20 protein-coding genes and 1 pseudogene are annotated in these 25161 nt (G+C 64.5%); 15 read left to right on the forward strand and 6 right to left on the reverse strand.

Annotation, left to right across the window (positions count from 1 at the left end; translation table 11 throughout):
* Positions 1–22: 22 nt before the first annotated feature.
* From NA2_RS02055 to NA2_RS02105, 10 genes are all read left to right on the forward strand, one after another.
* Positions 23–1591: an ABC transporter substrate-binding protein gene (locus NA2_RS02055; RefSeq protein WP_008593619.1), complete on the forward strand. Its 1569-nt coding sequence runs from the start codon at positions 23–25 to the stop codon at positions 1589–1591.
* A gap of 87 nt (positions 1592–1678) precedes the next feature.
* Entirely contained in the window at positions 1679–3259 is a 1581-nt protein-coding gene (locus NA2_RS02060) for an ABC transporter ATP-binding protein (RefSeq protein WP_008593621.1), read from the forward strand.
* 936 nt (positions 3260–4195) lie between these two features.
* Complete coding sequence (locus NA2_RS02070; RefSeq protein ID WP_008593623.1) at positions 4196–4705, forward strand: RNA polymerase sigma factor; 510 nt, start codon at positions 4196–4198, stop codon at positions 4703–4705.
* 91 nt (positions 4706–4796) lie between these two features.
* Positions 4797–5726: a FecR family protein gene (locus NA2_RS02075; RefSeq protein ID WP_008593625.1), complete on the forward strand. Its 930-nt coding sequence runs from the start codon at positions 4797–4799 to the stop codon at positions 5724–5726.
* A 99-nt stretch (positions 5727–5825) separates the two neighbouring features.
* Positions 5826–8270, forward strand: coding sequence for a TonB-dependent siderophore receptor (locus NA2_RS02080; protein WP_008593626.1), 2445 nt, complete (start codon positions 5826–5828; stop codon positions 8268–8270).
* A complete protein-coding gene (locus NA2_RS02085; RefSeq protein ID WP_008593627.1) occupies positions 8264–9190 on the forward strand; it encodes an ABC transporter substrate-binding protein in 927 nt (308 codons plus the stop codon). Before NA2_RS02080 ends, NA2_RS02085 begins: the two co-directional genes overlap by 7 nt.
* The gene (gene fhuB, locus NA2_RS02090; RefSeq protein WP_008593629.1) at positions 9180–11183 is read left to right on the forward strand and encodes a Fe(3+)-hydroxamate ABC transporter permease FhuB; all 2004 of its coding nucleotides are present in this window, start codon (positions 9180–9182) and stop codon (positions 11181–11183) included. The genes NA2_RS02085 and fhuB overlap by 11 nt, the downstream gene beginning before the upstream one ends.
* Positions 11180–11992, forward strand: a complete 813-nt coding sequence (locus NA2_RS02095; protein WP_051011502.1) for a siderophore-interacting protein — start codon at positions 11180–11182, stop codon at positions 11990–11992. Before fhuB ends, NA2_RS02095 begins: the two co-directional genes overlap by 4 nt.
* 6 nt (positions 11993–11998) lie before the next feature.
* Positions 11999–12793 carry an ATP-binding cassette domain-containing protein gene (locus tag NA2_RS02100; protein WP_008593633.1) on the forward strand — a complete coding sequence of 265 codons (795 nt, stop codon included), beginning with the start codon at positions 11999–12001 and terminating at the stop codon, positions 12791–12793.
* Between the two features lie 30 nt (positions 12794–12823).
* Positions 12824–14548 (forward strand): ABC transporter ATP-binding protein, encoded by a 1725-nt coding sequence (locus tag NA2_RS02105; RefSeq protein WP_008593636.1) that lies wholly within the window; start codon positions 12824–12826, stop codon positions 14546–14548.
* Between the two features lie 301 nt (positions 14549–14849).
* On the opposite strand, the pseudogene NA2_RS21425 reads toward NA2_RS02105, so the two are convergent.
* From NA2_RS21425 to NA2_RS02120, 4 genes and pseudogenes are all read right to left on the reverse strand, one after another.
* Positions 14850–14978 (reverse strand): annotated as a pseudogene (locus NA2_RS21425) (IS3 family transposase); the annotation flags it as partial.
* Positions 14979–14994: 16 nt separating this feature from the next.
* Complete coding sequence (locus NA2_RS02110; RefSeq protein WP_008593638.1) at positions 14995–15297, reverse strand: hypothetical protein; 303 nt, start codon at positions 15295–15297, stop codon at positions 14995–14997.
* 152 nt (positions 15298–15449) lie between these two features.
* The gene (locus NA2_RS02115; protein ID WP_008593640.1) at positions 15450–16250 is read right to left on the reverse strand and encodes an aspartate dehydrogenase; all 801 of its coding nucleotides are present in this window, start codon (positions 16248–16250) and stop codon (positions 15450–15452) included.
* Positions 16247–17071: an IclR family transcriptional regulator gene (locus NA2_RS02120; RefSeq protein ID WP_244423575.1), complete on the reverse strand. Its 825-nt coding sequence runs from the start codon at positions 17069–17071 to the stop codon at positions 16247–16249. The genes NA2_RS02115 and NA2_RS02120 overlap by 4 nt, the downstream gene beginning before the upstream one ends.
* A 174-nt stretch (positions 17072–17245) precedes the next feature.
* On the opposite strand from NA2_RS02120, the gene NA2_RS02125 reads away from it, so the two are divergent.
* From NA2_RS02125 to NA2_RS02145, 5 genes are all read left to right on the forward strand, one after another.
* On the forward strand, positions 17246–18283 hold the full coding sequence (locus NA2_RS02125) for a TRAP transporter substrate-binding protein (RefSeq protein ID WP_244423576.1): 1038 nt from the start codon (positions 17246–17248) through the stop codon (positions 18281–18283).
* A 27-nt stretch (positions 18284–18310) separates the two neighbouring features.
* Positions 18311–18799 carry a TRAP transporter small permease gene (locus tag NA2_RS02130; RefSeq protein WP_040676469.1) on the forward strand — a complete coding sequence of 163 codons (489 nt, stop codon included), beginning with the start codon at positions 18311–18313 and terminating at the stop codon, positions 18797–18799.
* Positions 18800–18839: 40 nt separating this feature from the next.
* On the forward strand, positions 18840–20144 hold the full coding sequence (locus tag NA2_RS02135; protein ID WP_008593649.1) for a TRAP transporter large permease: 1305 nt from the start codon (positions 18840–18842) through the stop codon (positions 20142–20144).
* A gap of 92 nt (positions 20145–20236) precedes the next feature.
* Entirely contained in the window at positions 20237–21052 is an 816-nt protein-coding gene (locus NA2_RS02140) for an alpha/beta fold hydrolase (RefSeq protein ID WP_008593651.1), read from the forward strand.
* A gap of 9 nt (positions 21053–21061) precedes the next feature.
* Positions 21062–22642: an amidase gene (locus NA2_RS02145; RefSeq protein WP_008593653.1), complete on the forward strand. Its 1581-nt coding sequence runs from the start codon at positions 21062–21064 to the stop codon at positions 22640–22642.
* Positions 22643–22717: 75 nt separating this feature from the next.
* Here NA2_RS02145 and NA2_RS02150 read toward each other — a convergent pair whose 3' ends face one another.
* Positions 22718–24394: a Na/Pi cotransporter family protein gene (locus tag NA2_RS02150; protein WP_008593655.1), complete on the reverse strand. Its 1677-nt coding sequence runs from the start codon at positions 24392–24394 to the stop codon at positions 22718–22720.
* A 3-nt stretch (positions 24395–24397) separates the two neighbouring features.
* Positions 24398–25132, reverse strand: a complete 735-nt coding sequence (locus NA2_RS02155; protein WP_008593657.1) for an HAD family hydrolase — start codon at positions 25130–25132, stop codon at positions 24398–24400.
* Positions 25133–25161: the final 29 nt, after the last annotated feature.

Consider the following 25161-nt stretch of genomic DNA (forward strand, 5'->3'; position numbering starts at 1 on the left):
CAAAATCAATGGGAGAACCGACATGAACAGACGTGAATTCGGAAAACTGATCGCCGGCACAAGCCTTATGGCGGGCATGATGCCGGGCCTTGCCCTGGCATCGGACACCACGGAGCTGAACGTTGCCGTCGAAGCGCTCTGGCACAACATCGCGCCGATCAACGGAATATCGAACGCCTCGATCCGCATCTTCCCGAACATCTATGACCGGCTTGTCGAGATCGACTATCTCAACGACCCGTCGGGCCAGACGCTGATACCGCGCCTTGCAACCGGCTGGGAGCGTGACGGGAAGGTCTGGACGATCACCTTGCGCGAGGGCGTGAAATTCCACAATGGCGAGACGATGACCGCCGAAGACGTTGCCTTCACCCTTTCTGCCGAACGCCTTTGGGGCGACGAGCCCTATGAGCCGCGTGGCCGCACCTATACCGCGGGCTTCGTGCGGGTCGAGGCGACGGGGCCGCTGACCGTTGAGATCGAAACGGCGGATGAGGACATCAACATTCCCGGGAAGCTCTCGGGCTTCATCGGCTATGTGGTTCCCAAGGCTTACTATCTTGAAACCGGCGTGGAAGGTTTCGGTCAGGCACCCGTCGGGACCGGCCCTTACAGGATGGTGAACTATCGCGGCAATGAGGCGGCCAGACTGGAAGCGTTTGCCGATCACTGGAACGGCGCGCCGCCGGTGGAGCGGCTGAACTTCCTGCTGGTTCCGGAATATGCGGGGCGTCTGGCGGGCCTTGCGACCGGCGAGTTCGACATCATCGCATCCATACCGATCGATCAGGAAAACCAGATCGAGACGATGGAAGGCGCGACGCTGATCCGCAAGCAGGTCAACAACTACACCGCCGTGCTTTTCAACACGCGCAACGACCCCGAAGGCAATCCGCTGCAAGATCAGAACCTGCGTTATGCGATGATCCAGGCGATCGACATGGACGCCATCGTGCAGGCGCTCTTCAGCGGCAATACCTTCTTTCCGGCGGTGCCTTTCAACTTCCCGGAATACGGCAACTTCCACGATGCGGCGGCAAAGCCCCGCCTGCCATACGATCTGGAGGCGGCGCGCGCGCTGGTCGCAAAGTCGGGATACAAGGGCGAAACGCTTATCTGGCACATTACGCGCGGCTTCTGGACGAACTACGATGCCGCAGCCGAGATCATGGTGGAGATGTGGCGGGAAGCCGGGATCAACGTCGAGGCGCAGTTTCTCGACAACTTCCAGCTTGCCTATGAGCGGCCGTTTCACATGCTCGCCGTTTCCGGCGGAACCAGCTTCATTCCCGGCGATCCCTATCAGCCGCTCTGGCTCGACTGGAGCCCGACCGGCGTTATCTCGTCGGCTTCATGGAAGACGTGGGATCCAACGGAACGGTTCGTCGAGATCGGCACGGCCTATGCCAAGTCCACCGACCCGGATGAGCGAAAGGCGCTGTTCCTTGAACTTTCCGAAGAGTGGCAGCGCGTGACGCCGGGGCAGTATATGTGGAAGTCGCTCGCCAACTGGGCGGTTCGTGACGGCATTTCCTTCGTGCCGGTGCCGGAGTTCGAAATGCGGATGCACGCCGGTTACCTGACGCTCTGACGCTCAAACGCACCCGGGCTCGCCCGATGAGCGGAGAGCCCGGGCCATCGCGCGTTCACGCATTCGACTGGCATTTGAGGAAACATCATGGCCCGATCCGCCCCACTGCTTTCCGTCGAGAACCTATCGATTGAATTGCCAGGCGTTGCCGACCGCACGCATGCGGTTGCCGGTGTTTCGTTCTCCGTCGCTCCGGGTGAAATCCTGTGCATTGTCGGAGAGTCCGGCTCCGGCAAGTCGGTCATGTCGTTGGCCATCATGGGCCTGCTGTCACGCGGCCTTTCGGTGGAAGGTGGGAAGATCCTGTTTGAAGGGCAGGATTTGCTGACCATGCCGCCAAAAGCCCGTCGCGATCTGGCCGGGCGGCGCATCGCCATGGTGTTTCAGGAGCCGATCGCCTCGCTCAACCCGTTTTATCGGGTCGGCGAGCAGGTGGCTGAAGTGTTTCGGCTGCATACCGATATGTCGAAGGCGGAAATCCGCGAGCGTGTGCTCGAACTCTTCTCAGAGGTTCTGCTGCCGGAACCTGAGCTGATTTATCAGCGGTATCCGCATCAGCTTTCCGGCGGGCAGTGCCAGCGTGTGATGATCGCCATGGCGCTGGCACTGGAGCCCGCCGTTCTGATCGCCGATGAGCCTACCACCGCGCTCGATGTAACGACGCAGGCGCAGATACTGGACCTGATCCGGGATCTGCGGGACCGACACGGCACGGCGGTCGTGTTCATCACCCATGATTTCGGTGTCGTCGAGGAAATTGCCGACCGGGTCGCCGTCATGCAGTCGGGGCATCTTGTGGAGGAGGGCACGAAAGAGCGGATCATGAATGCGCCGGCACATCCCTATACCCGCGCCCTGCTTGCGGCGGTTCCAAGGCTGGCGCCGCGCGAGGTTCAGGCGAACGACAAGCCGCCTTTTCTCGTTGCGGAAAATCTGCAGAAGAGATGGCCGGAGCGCCGGATTCCCGCACTTGAGGATGTGTCGCTCTCCATACGCCCCGGTGAAACCATCGGTCTCGTAGGCGAGTCCGGTTCCGGTAAATCGACGCTTGCGCGCGCGATCATCCGCCTTGGAACCGTCGATGGCGGCAGCATCAGGCTGAACGGCGAAGACCTGGTTGGCAAGGAAGGTGCGTCCCTGCGCGCGCTTCGCCGGCATATCCAGATGGTGTTTCAGGACCCTTATTCCGCGCTCGACCCCCGCCAGAAGATCGGCTCCGCGCTGACTGAAGGCCCGATGGCCTGCGGTGTTCCCCGAAGGGAAGCCGAGGAGCGGGTGCGTGATCTGATTTCGGCGGTCGGTTTGCAGCCTTCGGCACTGGACCGCTTTCCGCACGAGTTTTCAGGCGGACAGCGCCAACGCATATGTATCGCGCGCGCCCTCGCGTTGCGCCCGGATCTGCTCATCGCCGACGAAGCGCTTTCAGCACTCGACGTGACGATGCAGGCGCAGGTGCTGGAGCTTCTGGGGGAGATGCAGGCACGGTTTGGTTTTGCGATGCTTTTCATCACCCATGATCTGCGCATTGCCAGTTCGCTATGCGACCGGATCTGCGTCATGCAACGCGGTCGCATCATCGAGGAAGCAGAACCGCGCCTGTTGTTCGCGCACTCCGGACACCCCTATACGCAGGCACTATTGCAGGCGATTCCCGGTGCGGATCGCTAGTTGTTCGGTTCCGGGACTTGATGGATTGAATTGGTGATGAATCGATCCAGGCTCAGGACCTGCGATGCCTTCATCTGGCCCGCGCCGTCGCGCGGGCCGGCATGATCATCTGCCCTGCAATGGCTGCAGAACCGTTATGCGTCCAGACAGAACCCGGACCACACTACGGGGTCAGGCCGCTTTGGCATTCAAACGTCCTCCCTTGGGCAGATAGCCGTGCTTCGCGGAGCACCACTTTTCAGGGGCAGACCTAATTCGAACGAACACCGGCGGACCCGTAAACTCACTGCACCAGGAAATGTCGTCAGAACACGAACATGTAGAGTAAGACGATAACGATTAGGGGAACCCCCATGAACCAGAGTACGATGCCCTTCATCTGAATTCTCCTCGTTGACCTTCGGGATAATTCGCGACGGCCAACGAGGTTCCAAATGCCCGGCAAGTGAGCCGCCTCGAGTTTGCCGGAGGCCTCGCATGTGCTGTCCGGCTCATGCGCAAGCATATGGTGCGACGGGCACAGGTGACGATGATTATTGATTGCCTTTGAGAACTGATCCGGCGTGGCCTGACACTTCCGTTGAGAACTGACGCATTTCTAGAAGAACGTCTGATAGATGGCTCCGGTCATGCCAACGATGCCTGGCGCTGACGAGTTTGCGGAGGTTCACATCAAAATCGGGTGGGTTCCTCGCGGTACCATAGTTCCGTTTTCCGTCGGGAAACTTCGGGGGGCAGGGACGCTTCACTGAAACTCCGCTCCGGCAATTGCCGGTACGAAACCCCGAGCCCGCGGACTGGGCAGGAGCTGATTTCGGATTCGGACCATCCGCTTACAGTTTGCTACCGATTTTCGTTGCTCATAAAATCTGATAATTGTAGTCAGGATTAAAGAGTTGAAGCTGTAGCGGTCGCGAATCTTGAGCAAGGGCAGGAATGAGCACACACGACGATGAGCTTCTGGCTTCCTTCCTCCGCAACCGTTCACGCATCCAGCGGTACCTGACCAGCAGGACGGGGTCGCGGCAGGATGCGGAGGATCTGGCGCAGGAAGCCTGGATCAAGCTCGCGCGCAACGGCGCCGCCGCCGCCAACGCGCCGCTCGCCTATCTCAATCGTATCGTCCGGACGCTGGCGATCGACCACAGCCGCAGCGGGGCGCGGCAGATGTCGTCGAAGGCAGTGATGGACCTTCTGTCCGTTCCCGATGATACCCCCGGTCCGGCGCAGATCGCCGAGGACAGGGACCAGGTGCGGCTTCTCTCCCGGATTGTCGAGGACCTTCCCGAAAGGCAGCGGCGCATCCTGATCATGGCCCGCCTCGAACAGCGGCCGCAGTCCGACATCGCCGCCGAACTCGGCGTCTCGGTTCGCACGGTCGAGTACGATCTTCGAAGGGCGCTCGAATATTGCTCCGAGCGGATCGCGCGGATAAACCGGCGCTGAAATTTCGGTTTTCCGAACATCAATCGTTATAATCAGAGACGGCGCGGCGGCCTGAGCCCTGGCGAAACCAGCTTTGCGGAGGAAGCAGGCATTGGATGGCGATTTCGACGCTCTCAAACGCGAAGCGACCGCCTGGGTGGTGCGCCTGACATCCGGCAAGGCGACCACCGAGGACGGGGAGGCGTTGCGGCTCTGGCGCGCCCGCAGCGAGGAACACGAACGCGCGTTTCGGGAGGCCGCGAGGCTGTGGCGCGATCTCGGCCCGGCATTGGCGGAAAAGCGCGTCCGGGCGCCACTGATGGGGCGCCGGTCGTTCCTGACCGGCAGCGCGATGGCGGCCGGCGCGGCGGGCGCCGCCTTCATCATGTCGGACCTGGGTTTCCTGCCCTCCATCAACGGCTTGCTCGCCGATCACAAGACGGCCGTCGGCGAGCAGAAGAGCATCGCCCTGTCCGACGGCTCGACCGTGGTTCTCGACGGCGGCTCGGCGCTGGTGACGGACTACACCGCTGATGCGCGCCATCTCTCGCTCACCGCCGGCGCCGCCGTCTTCGAAGTCGAGGGCGCCGATCCGCGCCCCTTCGTCGTGTCGGCGGCAGAGGGGCGCGCCACGCTGCCGTCCGGCACCATCTCCGTCGGCCACGCGGTGAACGATGTGTCCGTCGCGTGCATTCAGGGGACCGTCCAGGTCGATTGCCTGACGTCCGTCACGCTGGTGCAGGGCGAGGGCGTGGTCTACTCGGCGGCGGGCCTGGGGGAAAAGATCGTTTCCGAAGCCGAAACGGTGGCCGCCTGGCGCAAGGGCCTGCTCGTCTTCAACGATCGTCGGCTCGGCGACGTGGTCGCCGATCTCAACCGTCACCGGCGCGGCAAGGTGATGCTGGCGAGCAACGCGCTCGCCTCCCAGCGCGTATCCGGCGTCTTCCATCTCGATCGCCCGGAGGAGATCCTGGCGCATTTCCAGGACGCCCTGCAGATCCGTTCCATGAACCTCGTCGGCGGCATCGTGCTGTTGATGTAAAAGGCGCGAAAGTCCGCAGAAAGATTTCGGGTTCGCCGTTCGCCATCGTTCTTATCAGGAGAGGCCACCTTCGGTGGCGCTTGGCGATGGGGAACTGGAATGGATTTTGTTTCGCGGAAGCATGGCACGCGTTCAAACGGGCGGACCTACGAATGGAGGGCGGGGCTGCTCGCGGCATCGATCGCCTTCTCCACCTTGCCGCTGGCGCCAGCCGCAGCCCCCGCGCAAACCGTCGTCAGATACGCGGTACCGGCGGGTCCGCTCGATACCGCCCTCTCCCGGTTCGGCGCGGCGAGCGGCGTGCAACTGCTCTACAACAGTTCGATCACGAGAGGCCTGCGCTCCCCGGGAGTATCGGGAAGCCTCGACACGCGGGAAGCCCTCGGCCGGATTCTGGCAGGCACTGGCCTCAGCCATCGCTTCACCGGACCCAACAGCGCGACGATCACGGGGACATCGACGGCCACAGGCATCGACGCCGGAGGCTCCACGCTGCTCGATACCATAAGGATCGAGGGAGCCGGGGGCGGACAGACCGAAGGCTACATCGCCTCGCAGGACATCGCCGCGACGAAGACGGATACGCCGCTGATCGAGGTGCCGAAGGCGGTCAACGTGGTGACGCGGGACCAGATCGAGGCGCAGGGATCCCAGACCGTGATGGAGGCGACGCGTTATACGCCCGGGGTGGTGGGCGCCTTCGGCGACAGCGACAGCCGCAACGACGTGCAGCAGGCGCGCGGATTCTTCGTCCGCTATAACCTCAACGGCTCGCGGCTGCCCTACGGCGCCTACAGTTCGGCTTTCCTGCGTATCGATCCGTACGGTCTCGAACGCATCGACGTGCTGAAGGGCCCATCCTCGGTCATGTACGGCCAGAGCCTGCCGGGCGGCCTCATCAACCTGGCGAGCAAGATGCCGACGGAAACCCCGCTGCGGGAAGTCGCCGTCCAGGGCGGCAACCATGACCACATGCAGGGCATGTTCGATTTCTCCGGGCCGATCGACCCGGAGGGACGCTTCCTCTACCGCCTGACCGGTCTCGCGCGCGATGCGGGCGGTCGCGTGGACTTCGGCTACGACCAGCGCGCCTTCATCGCGCCGGCCCTCACCTGGAAGCCAACCGATGCCACGTCCTTCACGATCTTCGGTCACTACCAGCAGGATCACACGATCAGCGACTACATGCCGCTGCCGGCGGCCGGAACGCTGCGGCCGAACCCCAATGGCGAGCTGCCGGCCAATCGCTATGCGGGCGAGCCGGGTCACGACGGCTTCGATCGCGAGCAGTACTCAATCGGCTACAAGTTCCAGCATGCGTTCGACAGTGGCTGGAGCGTGCGTCAGAATCTCCAGTTCAACAGCGTCGACATCGACCAGCGCGCCAGCCCGTTCTTCATGCTCGACGGTACGCAGCGCTATCTGAGCCGGGTGGCCACGCAGGGTCTCGCGGGGGCCGACACCTTCACCGTCGATACCAGCCTCACGGGCAGCTTCAGCACGGGGCCGGTCGAGCACAGCGTGCTGGTCGGGCTCGACTATCTCTATCTCGACGACAGCTACCGCTTCGCCTCCAACCTCTATGGCGGGTCCTTCGATCTCTACGACCCGGTCTATGGCGCCGTACCGCCCGCCCTGATCCCGCGTTTCGACTACAACATGAAGCGCCGGCAGACGGGGCTCTATGTTCAGGACCAGATGCGCTGGGACAACTGGATCATGACTGCCGGCCTTCGCCATGACTCGGTGGACGCCAGCTCGGTTCACAGCGCGACCGGAACGTTCGACGTCGATCAGACGGCGCTGACCGGCCAGGTGGGGCTGGTCTACCGCTTCGACAACGGCTTCGCGCCCTACGTCTCCTACTCCACCTCGTTCGACCCCATCGACAATTTCTCGACCACCGGCGAAGCGCTGAAGCCGCTGGAGGGCGAACAGTTCGAGGCGGGCATCAAGTACGAGAGCCCCGACGGTCGCATGTTCATCACCGCGTCGGCCTTTCATCTGGAGCAGAAGAACATCACGGCCCCGAACCCGGATCCGACGGGAAGCGGGCTGTTGCAGGCCGGCGAGGCGCGCGTGCGCGGTCTCGAACTCGAGGCGAAGACGGAGCTCACTCCCGCACTCTCGCTCATCGCATCCTATGCCTACTCCGATTCCGTCATCACGAAGGTCAATCCGGGAACGGAACATCTCCTCGGCAAGGAACTCGTGATGGTTCCCGAGCACCAGGCATCGGTCTGGCTCGACTACCGGATCGAGAATGGGCCGCTCGCCGGCCTCGGCCTTGGAGGTGGCCTGCGCTACCAGGGCAAGTCCTTCGGCGACGCCGCCAACGAATTCGAGGTTGGCGGACAGGTGCTTGTCGATGCGGCGCTGAGCTACGACTTCGGCAAGCTCGATCCGGATTTCGACGGGCTGGACCTGCGCGTCAACGCCACCAATCTGCTGAACAAGAAATATGTCGGTTGGTGCCAGAACGCCCTGCAGTGCTACTACGGCCAGGGCCGGAAGGTCACCGCCACGCTGAAGTATCGATGGTAGGCCATCGTCCGGAAGCACGAGGACACGCATGCGTCGGCAGGCGGACATTCCTGTCGGCGCTCGCCGCGCTCGCCTGCGGAACCTCGGCGGCGCGTGCCGGCCCGCCCGCGCCACGGCGCATCGTGGCGCTCGACGCGCCGTCGACGGAGATGCTCGTCACCCTGGGGATGGAACCGCTCGGCGTCGCCGGCCTCGAGGGCTATCGGCAGGCCGAGGGCGACATCGCGGCGCTGAGGAATTCCGTCGATGTCGGCTTCTTCTACGAGCCGAACCTGGAGCTGTTGCAGTTTCTGAAGCCCGACCTGTTCGTCAGTTCCTTCGGCATCGGCGCGCCGGCGGTGCTTTTGCAACGGATCGCGCCCGTGCTCTCCGCGCCGATCTACGGCGGGTCGGGATCGAGCCACGAAGCCGCCGCCGGCGCCCTGCGACGGATTGCCGGCGAAATGGGCCGGCGGGATGAGGCGGAGACGTTTCTGGCCGGGCACGAGAAGCGGCTTTCGACCGTTGAGGAAAAGATGCGGCCGCGGCACCTGCGCCCCGTCTATCTCGCAAGCCCGCTGCTGGATGGCCGCCACGCCATCCTTTATGGCCGCAACAGCCTGTTCGACGACGTGCTGCGCCGTGTCGGCATGCGGAACGCATTCGACGGCCAAAGCAGCCCGTGGGGCGTCGCAAACTTGGGGATCGGCAGGCTGGCGGATGAGCGTGAAGCGGTCTTCCTCTACATCGAAAGCCCGGTGACGGAAACCGCGCTGAAGGCGCTGGACGAAAGCGCGATCTGGAAGACGCTGCCCTTCGTGAAGGAGAAGCGCGTCGTTTCGATCCCCTATCTCGAAATGTACGGCGCCCTGCCGACCGCCGATCGCTTCGCGGGCATCCTGGAAAGCCTGCTGGACCGGGGCGCGCTCGATGCGGGCTGATGCAGCCGCCCCTGCGGGCGGCCAGCCGGCGCGTGCCGCCGTGACGATCGCCCTGGTGCTGCTGCTGGCGGCCGCCGGGCTTTCCGGCGTGACGCTTTCCCGGCTCGCGGCCCCCGCCGAGTGGCTCGGTCTGCTGGCCGGGCAGGCGACGACCGATACGTCGATCCTGCTTGCGGCGCACAGCCTGTTGCCGCGCATCGCGGTCGGCCTCCTCGCCGGAGCGGGCCTCGCCCTTGCGGGCGTGGTCTTCCAGAACGTGCTGCGCAACCCCTTGGCCGAGCCGGCCACGCTCGGCGTCTCGGCGGGCGCGCAGCTCGCGCTGGTCGTCGCCACCCTCTGGTTCCCATCCATCGCCGACACGCTGCGCGCGGAAGGCATCGCCTTCCTCGGCGCGCTTGCGGCGATCCTGCTGGTGATCGCCATTGGCTGGAGCCGCGTGCTCTCGCCGACACGGATGATCGTCGCCGGGGTGTTCGTGAGCCTCTACGCCGGCGCGGTATCCGGCGTCCTCGTCCTCTTCAATCAGCACTACCTGACCGGCGTCTTCCTCTGGGGCTCGGGCTCGCTGGTGCAGAACGGCTGGGACGCCGCCTGGTCGTTGTCGGGGCGTCTCGCTTTCGCCGTGGCCTGCATCGCGATGCTGACTCGGCCGATGGCGCTTCTCTCCATCGGCGACGAGAGTGCGCGCGCGCTGGGCGTCAGGGTGCCGGCGGTGCGGCTTGCGGCGCTGGCCCTTGCAACGGCGCTTTCGGCGAGCATCGTCAGCGCCGTCGGCATGATCGCCTTCATCGGGCTCGCCGCGCCGGCGATCGCCCGCGCTGCCGGAGCCCGCACCCTGTCCGCCCAACTCGTAACCGCACCGCTGATCGGAGCGGGCCTGCTCTGCCTCACGGACCAGTTCGTACAGCTCGCGCCCTTCGCGCGCGAAATCCCGACCGGCGCCGCCACCGCACTGATCGGCGGGCCGCTGCTCCTGTGGCTTCTGCCGCGCATGCGCGCGACGAGCGTCCCGGCGACGCAACCCGTCGAGGGACAGGCCAGGCTCGCGCGGCCTGCGCCGATGCTCCTCGCCGGATGCCTGGTCACGGCGCTCGTCGTCGCGTGCGCGCTGATGCTGGGCCGCACGCCGCAGGGCTGGTCGTGGCTCGCCGGGCAGGACCTCGCCGGCATGCTGCCCTGGCGCTGGCCGCGCGTGCTCGCATCCTTCATGGCCGGCGGCATGCTCGCTGCCGCCGGCGTCCTGATCCAGAGGACGACGTCGAACCCGCTCGGAAGCCCGGAGATCCTCGGGATATCGTCGGGCGCCGCGCTTGGCCTGATCGCGCTCCTGTTCCTGATGCCCGCGCCCTCGCAGTTCTGGCAGCTGGCGGCCACCACGGCCGGCGCGGCGCTCGCCTTTGCCGTCATACTCGGCGTCGGCGCGAGGAGCGGCTATGCGCAGGACAAGCTTCTTCTCGTCGGCATCGCCTTCGGCACGATGCTCAGCGCCCTGGCCGCGGTGCTGATGGCGAGCGGCGATCCGCGCATGGCGACGCTGCTGAGCTGGATGGCGGGATCGACCTACGGCATGACGGAGGGGGGCGCGCTCGTCACGGCGGCGGTCGGCTGCCTGCTTCTGGCGCTGTTGCCGCTCACGGCACGGCCGCTGGGAATCCTGCCGCTGGGTGAACAGGTGGCCCGCGCGCTTGGCATCGGGGTCTCCCGGACGCGGACGGGACTTCTGCTGCTGACCGCCGGCCTCACCGCCACCGCGACACTGACGGTCGGTCCGCTCACCTTCGTCGGCCTTCTCGCCCCGCACATGACGCGGCTGGCGGGCTTCCAGAAACCCGCCGCGCATCTGGCGGCCAGCATCCTCGCCGGTGCCTCGATCATGGTCGCGGCGGACTGGCTGGGGCGCAGCGTGATCTTTCCCTATCAGATTCCCGCCGGCCTGTTCGCCTCGTTCCTTGCCGGCCCCCTTTTCCTCATTCTGCTGAGACGACAGTCATGACCCCAGGCAATCGAGACGTGGCCAGGCCGGAGAATTTTCGCGTCGCAAGGGTGCTGCGTGCGCGACGCGTGACGCCGCACATGCAGCGCGTGACCCTTCAGGTGGACGATCTTTCGCGGTTCGACTGCTCACCGCGCGCGCTCGGACCGCATGTGCACGCGCTGATCCCCCGACCTGATTGCGCGGAACCCGGCTGGCCGACGGTCGACGAAAAGGGCCATGCCGTCTATCCGCCGCCCGAGAAGCGGCCTGCGGTGCGCACCTACAGCGTGCGCCGTTTCGATCATGCGGAGAACAGCATGGATGTCGACTTCGTGCTGCATGGCGACGGCGTCGCGTCGGCCTGGGCGGAGCGAGCGTTGCCCGGCGAGGAGATCGGCCTCTGGAGGCCGCATGCGCGCGTCCTCGACGAAGAGCCGGAGCGCTACGTGCTGGCGGGCGACCACACCGCGCTGCCGGCCATCGGCTTCATTCTCGATCATCTTCCCGAAGAGGCGCAAGGCGAGGTGATCGTCATGGTGCCCTGCGCAGCGGAAGAGCAGCCGCTGCGCCTTCCGAACGGGATGCGGCTGCGCTGGCTGCATGCCACGCCCGAAGCGCAAGGCGGGAACGCGCTGACCGCGGCGGTTCGCGGGCTCGATCCGCGGGCGGTCAGGGCGAGTTTCGTCTGGGTGGGTGCGGAAGCCGCCGCCGCCCGCGACATCCGCGCCTTCGCGCGAAAGGAATGCGGGCTGCCCGCGAGCAGCACTTATATCCTGAACTACTGGAAGCGCGGCATGGTCGAGGGCACCTACGACCATGGAGAGTGACCGCGCATGACCGTTCCAGCGGAAAACCCTTCCCTGTTCGAGCTGGAGAACGTCTCGTTCTCGGTCCCGGGACGCGCGCTGCTTTCCCCGCTGACGAGCAACCTGCCGGGGGGAAAGGTAATCGGCCTGATCGGGCAGAACGGATCGGGCAAGTCGACCCTCCTGAAGATCCTGGCGCGCCAGCAGCCGCCTTCCGACGGATCCCTGCGCTTCCGAGGAACGCCGCTCCGCGCCTGGAGCGACCGGGAACTGGCCCGCGCGCTGGCCTATCTGCCGCAGCAGACGCCGGCGGCCGGCGGCATGCTGGTGAAGGAGCTGGTGGCGCTGGGGCGCTACCCGTGGCACGGCGCGCTTGGGCGCTTCGGACCGAAAGACCGCGCGCAGGTCGACAAGGCCATCGCGCTGACCGGTCTGGAAAGCCTCGCGGACCGGCTCGTCGACACCCTGTCGGGCGGCGAGCGTCAGCGGGCCTGGATCGCGATGCTGATCGCGCAGGACGCGGGCTGCATGCTGCTGGACGAACCCATCTCCGCGCTGGACGTCGCCCATCAGGTGGAGATACTGGACCTCGTGCACGGCCTTTCGAGGAAGATCGGCCTGAGCGTCGTGATCGTGCTGCACGACATCAACATGGCAGCGCGCTTCTGCGACGAGATCATTGCGCTTCATTCCGGCAGGCTTGTCGCCTGCGGACCTCCCGATAAGGTCATGACGACGGACACGCTGCGGTGTATCTACGGCATCGAAATGGCGTTGAGCCGTCATCCAAGGACCGGATGCGTCACCGCCCTGCCTTGCTGAAGGCGGAAGCATGAAGACAGAAATGACAAGATGCTGAACATCCTGAATCGCTTCGCCCGCTACTACCGACCACACCGTGGTCTTTTCCTGCTCGATTTCTCGAGTGCCGTCGCGGCCGGTCTTCTCGAACTGGCCTTCCCTGTCGCGGTCACGCTGTTCATCGACAGATTGCTTCCGACGGGGCAACTCGGCGTCATCGCGCTCGCGGCCCTCGGTCTGTTCCTGATCTACCTCGTCAATGCGGGCCTGCAGGTGATCGTGACCTATTGGGGCCACATGCTCGGCATCAGGATCGAGACGGAGATGCGCCGCAAGGCCTTCGATCATCTCCAGAAGCTCTCCTTCGGCTTCTTCGACAGCCAGAAAACCGGCCATCTCGTCGCCCGGCTGACGAAGGACCTCGAGGAGATCGGCGAGGTCGCCCACCACGGGCCGGAGGACGTGTTCATCGCCGTCATGACGCTCATCGGCGCGTTTGCGCTGATGCTCTGGATGCATGTGCCGCTCGCGCTGATCACCGTGATCGTCGTGCCGGTCACCGCCCTGCTGACGACCCATTTCGGCCGGCGGATGACCGCCACCTGGCACGCGCTTTACGGACGGGTGGCCGACTTCAACGCCCGCATCGAGGAGAATGTCGGCGGCATCCGCGTCGTCCAGGCCTTCGCCAACGAGGACCACGAACGGCGGCTCTTCGCCCAGAACAACGAGAACTATCTGACGACCAAGCTGGAAGCTTACAAGGTGATGGCGGCGTCGATGTCGCTCTCCTACCTGTCGATGCGTTTCGTGCAGGTGGTGGTGATGCTGGCTGGCGCGTGGTTCGTCGTCAGGGACGAGCTGACCGCCGGGGCCTTCGTCGGCTTCCTCCTGCTGGTCAATGTCTTCTTCCGCCCCATCGAGAAGATCAACGCGGTCATCGAATCCTATCCGAAGGGCATCGCCGGTTTCCTGCGATACACGCAATTCCTCGAGAACTGCCCCGATATCGCGGACCGGCCCGGCGCCAAGGAGATGACGCTGCTCGATGGAGCGATCGAATACCGCAATGTCAGCTTCGGCTATCGCCCGGGCCTCCCCATCCTGAACGACGTGTCCCTGTCGATCCTTCCCGGGGAAACGGTCGCCTTCGTCGGTCCTTCGGGCGCCGGCAAGACGACGATCTGCTCGCTCCTGCCGCGCTTCTACGAGGTGACGGGCGGGTCGATCACCATCGCCGGGACCGACATCCGGGACCTGTCGCTCAGGTCGCTGCGCTCGAACATCGGCATCGTGCAGCAGGACGTGTTCCTGTTCGCCGGCACGCTTCGCGAGAACATCGCCTATGGGCGTCTCGGGGCAAGCGAGGCCGAGATCATGGAAGCCGCCCGCAAGGCCCAGCTCGACGAGGTGATAGCATCGCTGCCCGCCGGGCTGGACACGGTCGTCGGCGAGCGGGGCGTCAAGCTGTCCGGCGGGCAGAAGCAGCGGCTTTCCATCGCCCGCATCTTCCTCAAGAACCCGCCGATCCTCATCCTCGACGAGGCGACCTCGGCGCTCGATACCGGGACGGAGCGCGCGATCCAGGAATCGCTGGCAGCACTTTCGCGAGGGCGCACCACCCTGGTCATCGCCCACCGGCTGACGACGATCGCCAACGCCGACCGCATTCTCGTCATCGAGAGCGGCCGGGTCGTCGAGGAAGGAAGCCACGCCGAACTGAGCGCCCTGGAGAACGGCCGCTACAGGGAACTGCAGACCGCTGGATCACGATGAAACTCGTAGCGTCCCGCCGGTGCACAGTTTCTGTTCAATGAATGGCGCGATCCGAGGCTCGCAGGTCTGGAACTCTTCCAGCGCGGGCTCGATTGGGACTTCATACCATGATCTACCGATTTCAATGGCCGTCCGAAGCTTCGCGCTTCGGGCGTATCCCAACACTCGAACCGCGAATTTTCATGCACTGATGATCCGTCGCGTCGCTGATCGTACCCAAGCGGAGCTTGTGCTTCGCAAGTCCGATTGGCTTGTTGTTCTGATGCAGGCGCTACTGGCGCCAACAACTGCATCCATTCACGCGCCGTCCCGTCCGCTCGACCAGCTTGCGGCTCACAACCCAGCCGGCGCGATGCAGCATCGTCGTGATGCGACGATAGCCGTAGCGGCCATACTGGGCGGCGAGCGCGGTGATGTCGGCGGTCAGGGCCGTCAGCGCGAAAGGATCAGAGACCTGCCCGGAAGGCCAGTATTCCGTAGATGACCGCTGTTCCGCCGATGCTCGCGGCGATCAGGGCCACGAGCAGCCAGTTTGCGACCCGGCGCAGCAGATGGCGCTTTCCAAACGGAGCGAGCACGAGGAACGCGACGAGAAGCGCGATCAGCGGCCCGCCAATCGCATTGCCCAGGAAGGAGATGATGAGATCACTGGCTTCCTTGCCCGAGAGCCACTGCGGTATGGTGGTGACAATCCCATAGGTGAGAGCCAGAACGATCAGAGTCCGGCTCGAGGCCATGTCGATGCGCACCGCTTTCCTCCAGTAGATTTTGCGTCGGTCTTGCCCTGCGCGGATTGCAGGGAGCTGTCGGATCCAGGATAGCCTATGCCGGGACCGCAGCGGCTGGTCAACCGCTGCGCCCGACTGGGTGACGAGAGCCTGGAAGATCAACACCCTTGCCGTTACGCAAGCCGGATGGCGTTGGTGCGGTCTCTGAGAAACGACACGATGCTGAAAACCGTGCTGCCGGAGGTGCGTGGATTACTGCTCAGCGGGGCGGCTGTCGTTTCGAAGCGAAATGCACCGAGAACGCCTTCAGATTCAACGATATGGCAGTTGTGGATGACAGCGGGATCAGCCACCAGCGAAACCCTGGTTTCATCAAAGCCGCTGCCGGCCAGCGCGATGGTCGCCGCGACATTCGCGTTTTTCGGGTAGCGTTGCGCCACATCGCGCGCGGATCCCGTGAAGAAGGTCACCGCCTCCGTGATCTTGTCCAGGTCGACGCAGTCTTCCGCCGGTGTGCCCCGCCAGGCCGCTGTCGGCTTGATGCCGGTGTAGCGGACGGTCTGTACGCCGGCCGCGCGCGCGGTCGACAGCGCATCGAGCGCGCCTATGGCACCGCTGATGACATGGACCTCGCTTCCGTTCCGGGTGGCCGCGCTCGAAACCTTCGTGCGGAAGCTGTCGTCGGCCAATGCGCCCGAGGAGACCAGGGCGAGACGGCGGCCGCTGGTAACGACCTTCTCCGCGTGCTGGACGAGCGCGGGTTGCCCGGCCGCCTCAACGACCAGCTCCACATCGGGCGCCAGCTCATCGATCGAGGCGACGAAACAGGCGTCCCGCCAGCGATAGCCGGTCGTTCCGATGCGCTCCGGCCTGACGACGATGTTACTGACGCGAATGTCGTCGCTCTCCCCGAGCGCGGAGAGAAGGGTCTGCGTTATGCTGCCGAAGCCGATGATCGCTATGCTTGCCGTCACGTTCCGTCGGTCCTCAAATTCTCGGTGAAAATGTCTGAAAGCTCGGTCGCCGCCCGGACGAGTGAGGCTTCGAGATGCTTCTCGTCGTGTTCGAGAATGCGGTTGCTTGGGCCGACGATGGAAACGGCATAGATCACGCCGATCTGCGGCAGATGCACGGGCGCCGCGATGCCCATCAGGCCGCGGTCGATCTCCTCGCGGCAATAGGCGATGCCCGTTTCGCGAACGGTGCCATATTCCTGTTTCACCGATGCCGGCGACGTCAGGGTCAGGTCCGTGAGTGCGGGCAGGTGGCCCTTGAGGATCCTATCCCATTCGCCTTCGTCCCGGAAGGCGAAGATCGCCTTGGCGGAAGCCGCCGCGTGCGCCGGCATGACGCGGCCCGGGTTGACGAAGCCGTGGGCATCCTTCGCGGGGGTGACGAGAACAACGCTCTCCACTCGGTCGCCCCTAAGAACGGAAAGGAACGCCGATTCCTTGAACTCCTCGGCCAGGCGATGCAGCACCGTCTGTGAAAGCGTGACGATCTGCTGGGGATCGACAGCGCTGCCAAGCAGGCGGCGAATGCGGTTGCCGAGGACATAGACCTTTCGGCCGCGCCCGATGGGCTCGCCGAACTCTGCGTCGGCATCAGCGCCGCCCAACGCGATGCAGTCGGCCTTGGCCAGCCCGGCGATCAACCGATGCATGGACGCTTTCGGCAATCCCAGGACCGTCTGCAAACCGCTGAATGTCAGCCCTTCGGGGTTTCTCGCGACGATTTCGAGGAGCTGCAACTGGCGCTCCAGAAGATCGCGTCCCTCGGATGTTTTTTCGTTCACCTGCTCCTCCTCCATCGTCCTGCCGGCATGCAAGGCGCCAAAAAATCGCTTGACGATGCAAAACGATCATCACTAGTTTGTTCCTAAATTCAATACCAAAGTTCCGTTTTATGAAACTAAATGCGGAATGATGGGTTTCCGAATGATCAAGCAGGATGGAGGGAAATTGGGTCCATGCGAACTTTGAGACAGTTCACGAGTGCTTTTGGTGCGGCCCTGATCGGGGCCTGCGCGCTGACCACGGCGGGCATGGCGGAGGATGCGCCGGTCAAGCTGCGTCTTTCGCACAATCTCCCGACGAACAATGCCCTGCACTACGGCGTGCTGGAGCCCTGGGCGAAATCGATCGGCGAGGCCTCCAACGGCTCGATCGGTGTCGATATCTTCCCCGCGCAGCAGCTCGGCCCCGCCAAGGATCACTACAACATGGCGCGCGACGGCATCGTCGACATCGCCTTCTACCTGGTCGGCATCGAGCCGGGCCGCTTCCCGATTGTCTCGGCTGCCGAAGTGCCGTTCCTGGTGTCGGCCAACGACAGGGGATCGCGGGCCCTCTACGAGTGGTACCAGCCCTATGCGGCGACCGAGATGCCCGACGTCAAGGTCTGCGCCATGTTCTATGATGGCGGCGGCACCATCCATGCCAAGAAGAAGATCGAGCGCCCGGCTGATCTCGCCGGCCTGAAGATTCGCTCGCCCAACGTGATGGCGGCGGAGCTCTACCGCCTGGGCGGCGCTTCGCCGATCCAGATGTCGGCGAACGACGCGGCCGAGGCCGTCGAGCGCGGCGTCGTCGACGCGATCTCCTTCCCCTGGAAGCTCGTCCAGGCCCTCGGTGCGGACCGCGTCCTGAACTATCACATGGATACGACCCTCTACTCCCTGGCGACGGCGATCCTCATCAACAAGAGCTCCTACGAGCGTCTTTCCGATGCGCAGAAGGCGGTGATCGACAGCCATTGCAACGCCGACTGGTCGCAAAAGCTGCCGGTAGCGTGGACCGAGTACGAGTATGAGGGACGCGGCGTCCTGCTCGAGAAAGCCGGTCACGACGTCTATGCGATCTCGGACGAGCAGTTGCAGGAGTGGAAGGAGCTCGCCAAGGGCGTTCAGGCCAAGTGGGCAGCGGACGTTGCGGCCAAGGGCGTCGATGGCGAGAAGACGTTCGGCGAGTTGAAGGCGCTGCTCGAGAAATACGACGCGGCCTACTGACGCCACGGACCGACGGGGAGGAGCGCCATGCGACATTTGAGAATCTTTCTTGAGGCGGTGCCTGCGGCGCTGCTGCTCGCCATGGCGCTTCTCACGTCCGTATCCGCCGCGACGCGCTATCTCATCAACACGCCGGTGCCGGACGAGTTCGAGATATCGCGCATGCTGCTCAGCATCGTCGTGTGCTGGGGCATGGCCGCCGCCTTCTACTACAACGACCATATCCGCCTCGATGTGTTCTGGGGGCGTGCGAGCCTCGGCGCGAAGAAGATCCTGTCAAGGCTAGGCACATTCCTCAGCCTGCTGATCATCGTCGCGTATTCGGTGGCGCTGTGGCTGAAGGTCCTCGACACGATGAAAGCCGGTCTCCTGACGATCGACCTCGGCCTTTCTGTCTGGGGGTTCCAGTTCGCCGCCTGGCTCGGGACGCTGGCCTCGGCGGCAATCCTGCTCACGCAGACCATCTGGCCGCCCCGTCACCTCATCGACGAGCCGCACATCGACCAGGCCCTTTGAACGGCTCTTCCTGACACTTCCGACCTGAGACGAGAACGACATGCTGGACACCAACCTCGTGATGTTTCTGGGGTTCGGGCTGACACTGCTCCTTTGCGCCCTGCGCGTGCCGATCGGGCTCGCCATGGGCAGCGCGGGCATTCTCGGCTTCGGGCTGCTGACGGGCTTCGAGCCGGCTTTCCGGCTGGTTTCGCATTCCGTCATCTCGACCTTCTCAGACTACACGATGGGATTGATCCCGCTGTTCATCCTGATGGGCGCCGTGGCGGTTGCCTCGGGCATCAGCGCTGATCTGTTTCGCGCGGCACAGCTCTGGTTTGGCGGCTTTCGCGGCGGGCTCGCCGCCGCCACCATCGCTTCCTGCGGTGGTTTTGCGGCGATCTGCGGCTCGTCGGCGGCGACCGCCGCCACCATGACAAGGCTCGCCCTGCCGGAGATGAAGCGCTACGGCTATTCGGAACGCCTGGCGACCGGCGTCATCGCCGCCGGCGGGACTTTGGGTGTCCTCATCCCGCCGTCGATCGCGCTGGCCATCTACGGGCTGCTGACCCAGCAGAGCATCGGCCTTCTGTTCATGGCAGGCGTGGTGCCAGGCATCATCGCCATCGCCTTCTATATGGCGACAGCCCGCCTGTGGCTGCTCAAGCGACCCGAAGATGCTCCTGCCGGCAGCGTGCCGCCATTGCGCGAGCGCATGGGCAGCCTGGCGAAGCTCAGCCCCATCCTGCTTCTGTGCCTGCTGGTGATCGGCGGCATATACGGCGGCATCTTCACGCCGACAGAGGCAGGAGCCGTCGGAGCCACCGGCGCCATCGTCATAGCCTTCTCCATGGGCCGCTTCTCGTTCGAGCGCCTGTTCGCCTCGCTTGCCGAAAGCGTGCGCACCGCCGCGGCGATCCTGACGATCCTGGCCGGAGCCCTGCTGTTCGGCTACTTCCTGACCATCACCCAGACGCCGCAGAAGGTGGCGGAGCTGCTTCTGGGCGCCAATCTAGGCGCCTACGGGACGCTGCTCGTTATCCTCGCCGTGATGCTGGTTCTGGGATGCGTCATGGACTCGGCGGCGGTGGTTATCCTTACCGTGCCGATCGTCTACCCGATCATCACGCAACTGGGGTTCGACCCGATCTGGTTCGGCGTGATCGTCACCATGACCGTCGAGATCGGAATGATCAGTCCGCCTTTCGGCCTGAATGTCTTCGTCATCAAGGGCATCGCGAAGAACACCAATATCTGGGAGATCTACAAGGGGGTCACGCCATTCATCATCACCGACCTCCTGCGCATCGGCGTGATGATCCTGTTCCCGTCGCTCGTCCTGTTCCTTCCGAACCTGCTTCGATAACCGACCGGGCCTCCCTCGGAGACCCGCCCATACCTTTCACGAGCGGTTCGGCAGGACGACGCTCACGGCATCTCAACATCAGGAAGACCGTATTGGCATTTGCAGACATCGAGAATGGACGCCTTTACTACGAGGTGATCGGCGAGGGGAAACCCCTGTTTCTCATCTCCGGCCTTGGTGGCGTCGGCGAATTCTGGCGTAGCCAGGCCGAGCGCCTGGCGAGCCGCTTCCGCGTGGTCCTGCACGACCATCGCGGGACGGGCAGCAGCACCACGCTGACGACCGAATACTCGGTTGAGCTGATGGCGGCGGACGTGATGGCGCTGATGGATCATCTCGGTGTCGAGCAGGCGACGATGATCGGTCACTCGACTGGCGGGATCATCGCCCAGACGCTTGCCGCATTTCATCCGCAGCGGGTCGACGATCTGGTGCTGAGCGCATCATGGGCTCACGGCGACGCATACTTCCGAAGCCTCTTCGAGCTCAGGCTGGCGGTTCTGAAGGCGGCTGGAATGGACGCCTATGAGCGGCTGGGGCGGCTCTTCCGCTACCCGCCGTGGTTCTTCGAAGACCGGCCGGACGCGCTGGCGCCGGCCAGGCTCGGAGAAAGCGGCACCGAAGACGTCATTGCCAGCCGCATCGGCGTATTGCTGTCCTTCGATTCGCGTGCCTTTCTTTCCCGCATCGGCGCGCGCACCCTGGTGATCGGAGCGGAGGACGACGCGGTGACGCCACGCTATCTCTGGAACGAACTGGCGGAGAAGATCGAGAACGCGGTCCTGGCGACATTACCCACCGGCGGGCATTTCTGTCCGCAGACGCAGCCGGATCTGTATCACCGTCACCTTCTCGATTTTCTGCTCGCCGAGACGGCGGACAACCGGCCGGCTGTAGCAAAAGCATAGGACCCAGCCATGTGGAAGAGCAAGGAACTGCCCGAAATGCTCCGCGCGATCGCGGAGTTCCGTGAATATGGGTTTCTCGACCGGATTCCGCGGTGGGAGGAGCGCTTGCGGGTCAACGAGCTCGAGCTCAAGCGGTTCGCGGAAATCCCCCATGTGGACGAACAGCCCATGTCCACTGCTGCGCTGCCGCAGCGCCCCGAAGGAAAACCGCTTGCCGGAGGCGGCTCTGCTGGCTGGGCCACGCCCGAGACGGCTCTGGCGATTGCAGCCCGGGTGCAGCGGCGCGAGATTTCGGTCTCCGATGTCGCCGAGGCCTATATCGAGCGCGCCGAGGCGGTCACCGAGATGAACCTGTTCACGGCCTTCGATGCCGATCTGATGCGCAGGGAGGCGCGGGCGCTCGATGAGCGGGCCGCGAAGGGAGAGGCGCTGGGGCCGCTTGCCGGCGTGCCGGTTCCCGTCAAGGACTACATGTTCGTGCGTGGCTATCCGCGGACCGGGGGAACCCGGGCCATGGCACCGAGCACCGGTCACGACGATGCTGCCGCAGTCGCCAATCTGCGCGCGGCCGGCGCCCTGTTTGCCGGCATGACGAACCTGCACGAACTCGCCTATGGAGCGACCGGCATCAACCCGCATTTTGGCGCTGTAGCGAACCCGGGACATCCCGGCCGCATCATCGGTGGGTCCAGCTCGGGATCTGCCGGCGCGGTAGCCGCCGGCCTGGCGCCCGTCGCCGTGGGCAGCGACACGTCCGGATCCATCCGCATCCCGTCCGCCTTCTGCGGCGTGACCGGCTTCAAGCCGACCTATGACAGCATCAGCCGCGACGGCGTCATGCCGCTCGCCTGGTCGCTCGATCATCTGGGGCCGATCGCCGGCAATGTCCGGGACGCAGCGCTTCTGTTCGCCGTCATGGCGGGGCGGGCGCCCGAGAGTTGCGTGCCTGATGCGAACCTGAAACCCGGCCGCTTGCGCTTCGGAAAGCCCACAAACCATTTCTACGACGAGGTGGATACGGCGATCCTGGACCGTATCGAGCGTCTCATTGCAGCGCTTGCCGGTGCGGGTCACGCCATCGTTCCCACCAAGTTGAGCGCAGTCGAGAACTGTCTGCCGATCCATGTCCAGACGGTGACTGCGGAAGCATCCCAGGCCTATTGGCAGCCGCTGGTGGAGAACCCGCACCTGCTGGGCGAGGATGTGCGGGTACGCCTCGAGGTCGGGCAATTCCTTGCCAGCGTCGACTATGTCAAGGCACAGAGGCTGCGCACGGTGCAGCGCCAGGCGCTGCAGGCCGCCTTCGACGATATCGACGTGCTGATCACTCCGACAGTGGCGACCGCCGCGCCGGAGATCGGCGCGGCCAGCGTCATCATCGATGGCGTCGAGCGCCCGCTGCATCCCGCGCTGACCCGCTTCACCACGCCGTTCAACCAGTCCGGGCTGCCGGCGATCACGCTTCCCTGCGGGGTCAATGCAGCCGGCTTGCCGATCGGCGTCCAGCTCGCCGGTCCCTACGGGAGCGACGAACGGCTTCTGGAAATCGCCGCCGAGGTCGAGCGCGTGATCGCGGAGATGCCAGCCTGAGGAAGGTGCCTTCGTTGCGCTGCCGGGCCGGCTTCGATACCGATCGGCCGGCCCGTGCTGCTGATCCCGGTAAAGTCAGGCATAGGCATCGGCTGACGTTGCCAGCCGGCTTTCCAGCAGGTCGCCGCGCTCGCGCAATATGGGATACGCGACGGTGGTCAGCAGCGCGTTGATTTGCTTGAGGTCGCGTATCGTTTCCAGATGGATGCTGCTGGTTTCGATGCTGGCTGGAATGCTGCTCTGAAGGCGCTTCATGTGGCGCTCGCGGCTGAGGCGTTCCAGGTCGCGCAGCTTGTCCTTCTCGCAAACGAGCTGTCGCGCCGCATCCGGATCGTCCGATACGATGATGTTCAGGGCGAGTTGAAGATTGGCCAGCACCCGGTCATGCATGCGGGTGATGTCATCCATCCCGTCTTTCGAGAAAACAAGCTTCTGGTCGCGCTTCTGCTCCGCCAGCCGCAACAGATTGTTGGCGACAAGACTGCTGACATGCTCGAGGTTCACGCCGATGCCGGCGACCTCCATGGAGCGCTCCGCATCGGCGGCCTGCATCTCGCGCCGTGTTAGCTCGGCGAGGAACATCTTGAGATCGGACTGGATCTGACGGATCTGCGTATCCGTCCTGCGGCTGTGCATGATGGCTGTTTGATCGCCTGTCTGAAAGATATGCATCAGCGGAGTGAGCATTTTCTCGAGGAGCGCTCCCATGCGCAGCAACTCACGCGTTGCGCTGGCGAGGGCCAGGCTGGGGTTGTCGAGCGTCGTGCGGTCAAGCGCGGAACGGTTTTCCCCCCCGGTATCGTCCTGTGTCCGGGATTGCGGGGCGGGCAGAAGGCGCAGCAGGATCCTTTCCACAAGCGTGACGGCCGGCAGGGCCACCATGAGCAACAGGCCGTTGAAGGCCAGGTGCAGATTGACCAGTTGCAGCTCCGTGCTCCGGCCGAGGACATCGAGCAGATGCGGCCATTGGGCCAGGACCGCTAGGAGAATGACGGCGCCGGCGCTGCGAAACAGAAAATTCCCGACGGGCACGCGGCGGGCCTCGGCGTCGAGCCCCTGTGCAAGCCCCATCGCGATCAGCCCGCTGCCCACATTCGCGCCGACCACCAGCGGAATACCCAGTTCAAGGGGGATCAGCGATTGTGAGGCGAGGGATGCGATGAGCAGGATTGTCGCCACGCTCGAATGAACCAGCCAGGTGAAAACCGCTCCGATGATGAACGACATGATGATGTCGCCGGCGAGCGAGTTGGTGATCGTCGGCAGAACCGCGCTGCCGCGAAGCGGCGCCGTCGCATCGCCGATCAGCCGGAGCGAAAGCAGGACCAGCGCAATCCCCATGAGGATGCGGCCGATCTGCTTGAGCCGCCGCCCCTGCGCCTTGAGAAACAGGCCTCCTCCCGATGCAAGCAGGAGCGGGGTGAGCCAGCTCAGGTCGAATGACAGGAGCTTGACGACAAGGGCGGAGCCGAGATCTGCGCCGAGCATCAGACTGAGGCCTGTCGAGACGCTGAGAAAGCCGCTCGCGACGAACCCCGCCGAGAGCATCGCGACGGCGGTTGAACTCTGTAGCAATACGGCAAGGCATGTTCCGGCAAGCGCGGAGACGACGCGCCTGTTCCCGGCCCTGCGCAGCACATCCTTGAGCTCGGAACCGCAAGCGCGCTCCACACCTGTTCGCACCATGCGGACCGCCCAGACGAGAAGTGTCGCGGCTCCGATCAGCTCGATCAGGATGAGGGACGTCGTCATCGTTCAGCGCTCGGACACCCGGGCAACCCCGTACTGGCCGGTCTGGCGCCCGCCGCGGGAAGGGGACGCTGCCTGCGCGGGTTGGCGCAGGACTGGAAGCGCCAGGAGATCGGCGAAGCGCTCTACGGAGAAATCCGCTCGCGTCGCGTCGACATCGGGATTGAACAGAATTGTCGTCATGCCGAGTGCCTTGGCACCGTCCAGTTCATACTGCGCATGACCGACGAAAGCCGCATTGTCCGGGCTGACGCCGAGGGGCGTCAGGGCAGCCAGGTAGATTTCCGGTTCGGGCTTCACGATCTGAAGCTCCCGGGAATCGGCATAGCTGTCCCAGATGTCGTGAATGCCGACGCTGCGAAACCAGCGGGTCTTTTCATCGCGGGAGTTGAAGGTGTTGGTCACGATGCCAAGCTGGAAACCGCGCTGCTTCAAAGCATGCAGCGTATCGGCGACCCCGTCGAAAAACTGGACGTCGCCCTGCTGCTCGCGCAGCAGGCGCAGCCCCTCGGTCATCTGGTCGGGATCGGTGACGCCGTAATGGGCAAGGAGCCAGCCGAAGAACTCCGGCACCCCGATCTTGCCGGCATGCGCGGCAAGCCGCATCCCACGCTCGACCGGGTCCTTCCTGGCGGGCGCGGGCAGCCCCCGTTCGACCAGGAACCGCGCCACCTCGGCGTCACGCCGCGGCTTGCTGTAAAGGACGTCGCCTGCGTCAAACAGAATCGTGTTGATGGTCAAGGTGGGTCCTTTCCTGCGGGTGCCGATAG

The organism is Nitratireductor pacificus pht-3B, assembly GCF_000300335.1.
GTDB classification, from domain to species: Bacteria; Pseudomonadota; Alphaproteobacteria; order Rhizobiales; family Rhizobiaceae; genus Nitratireductor; species Nitratireductor pacificus.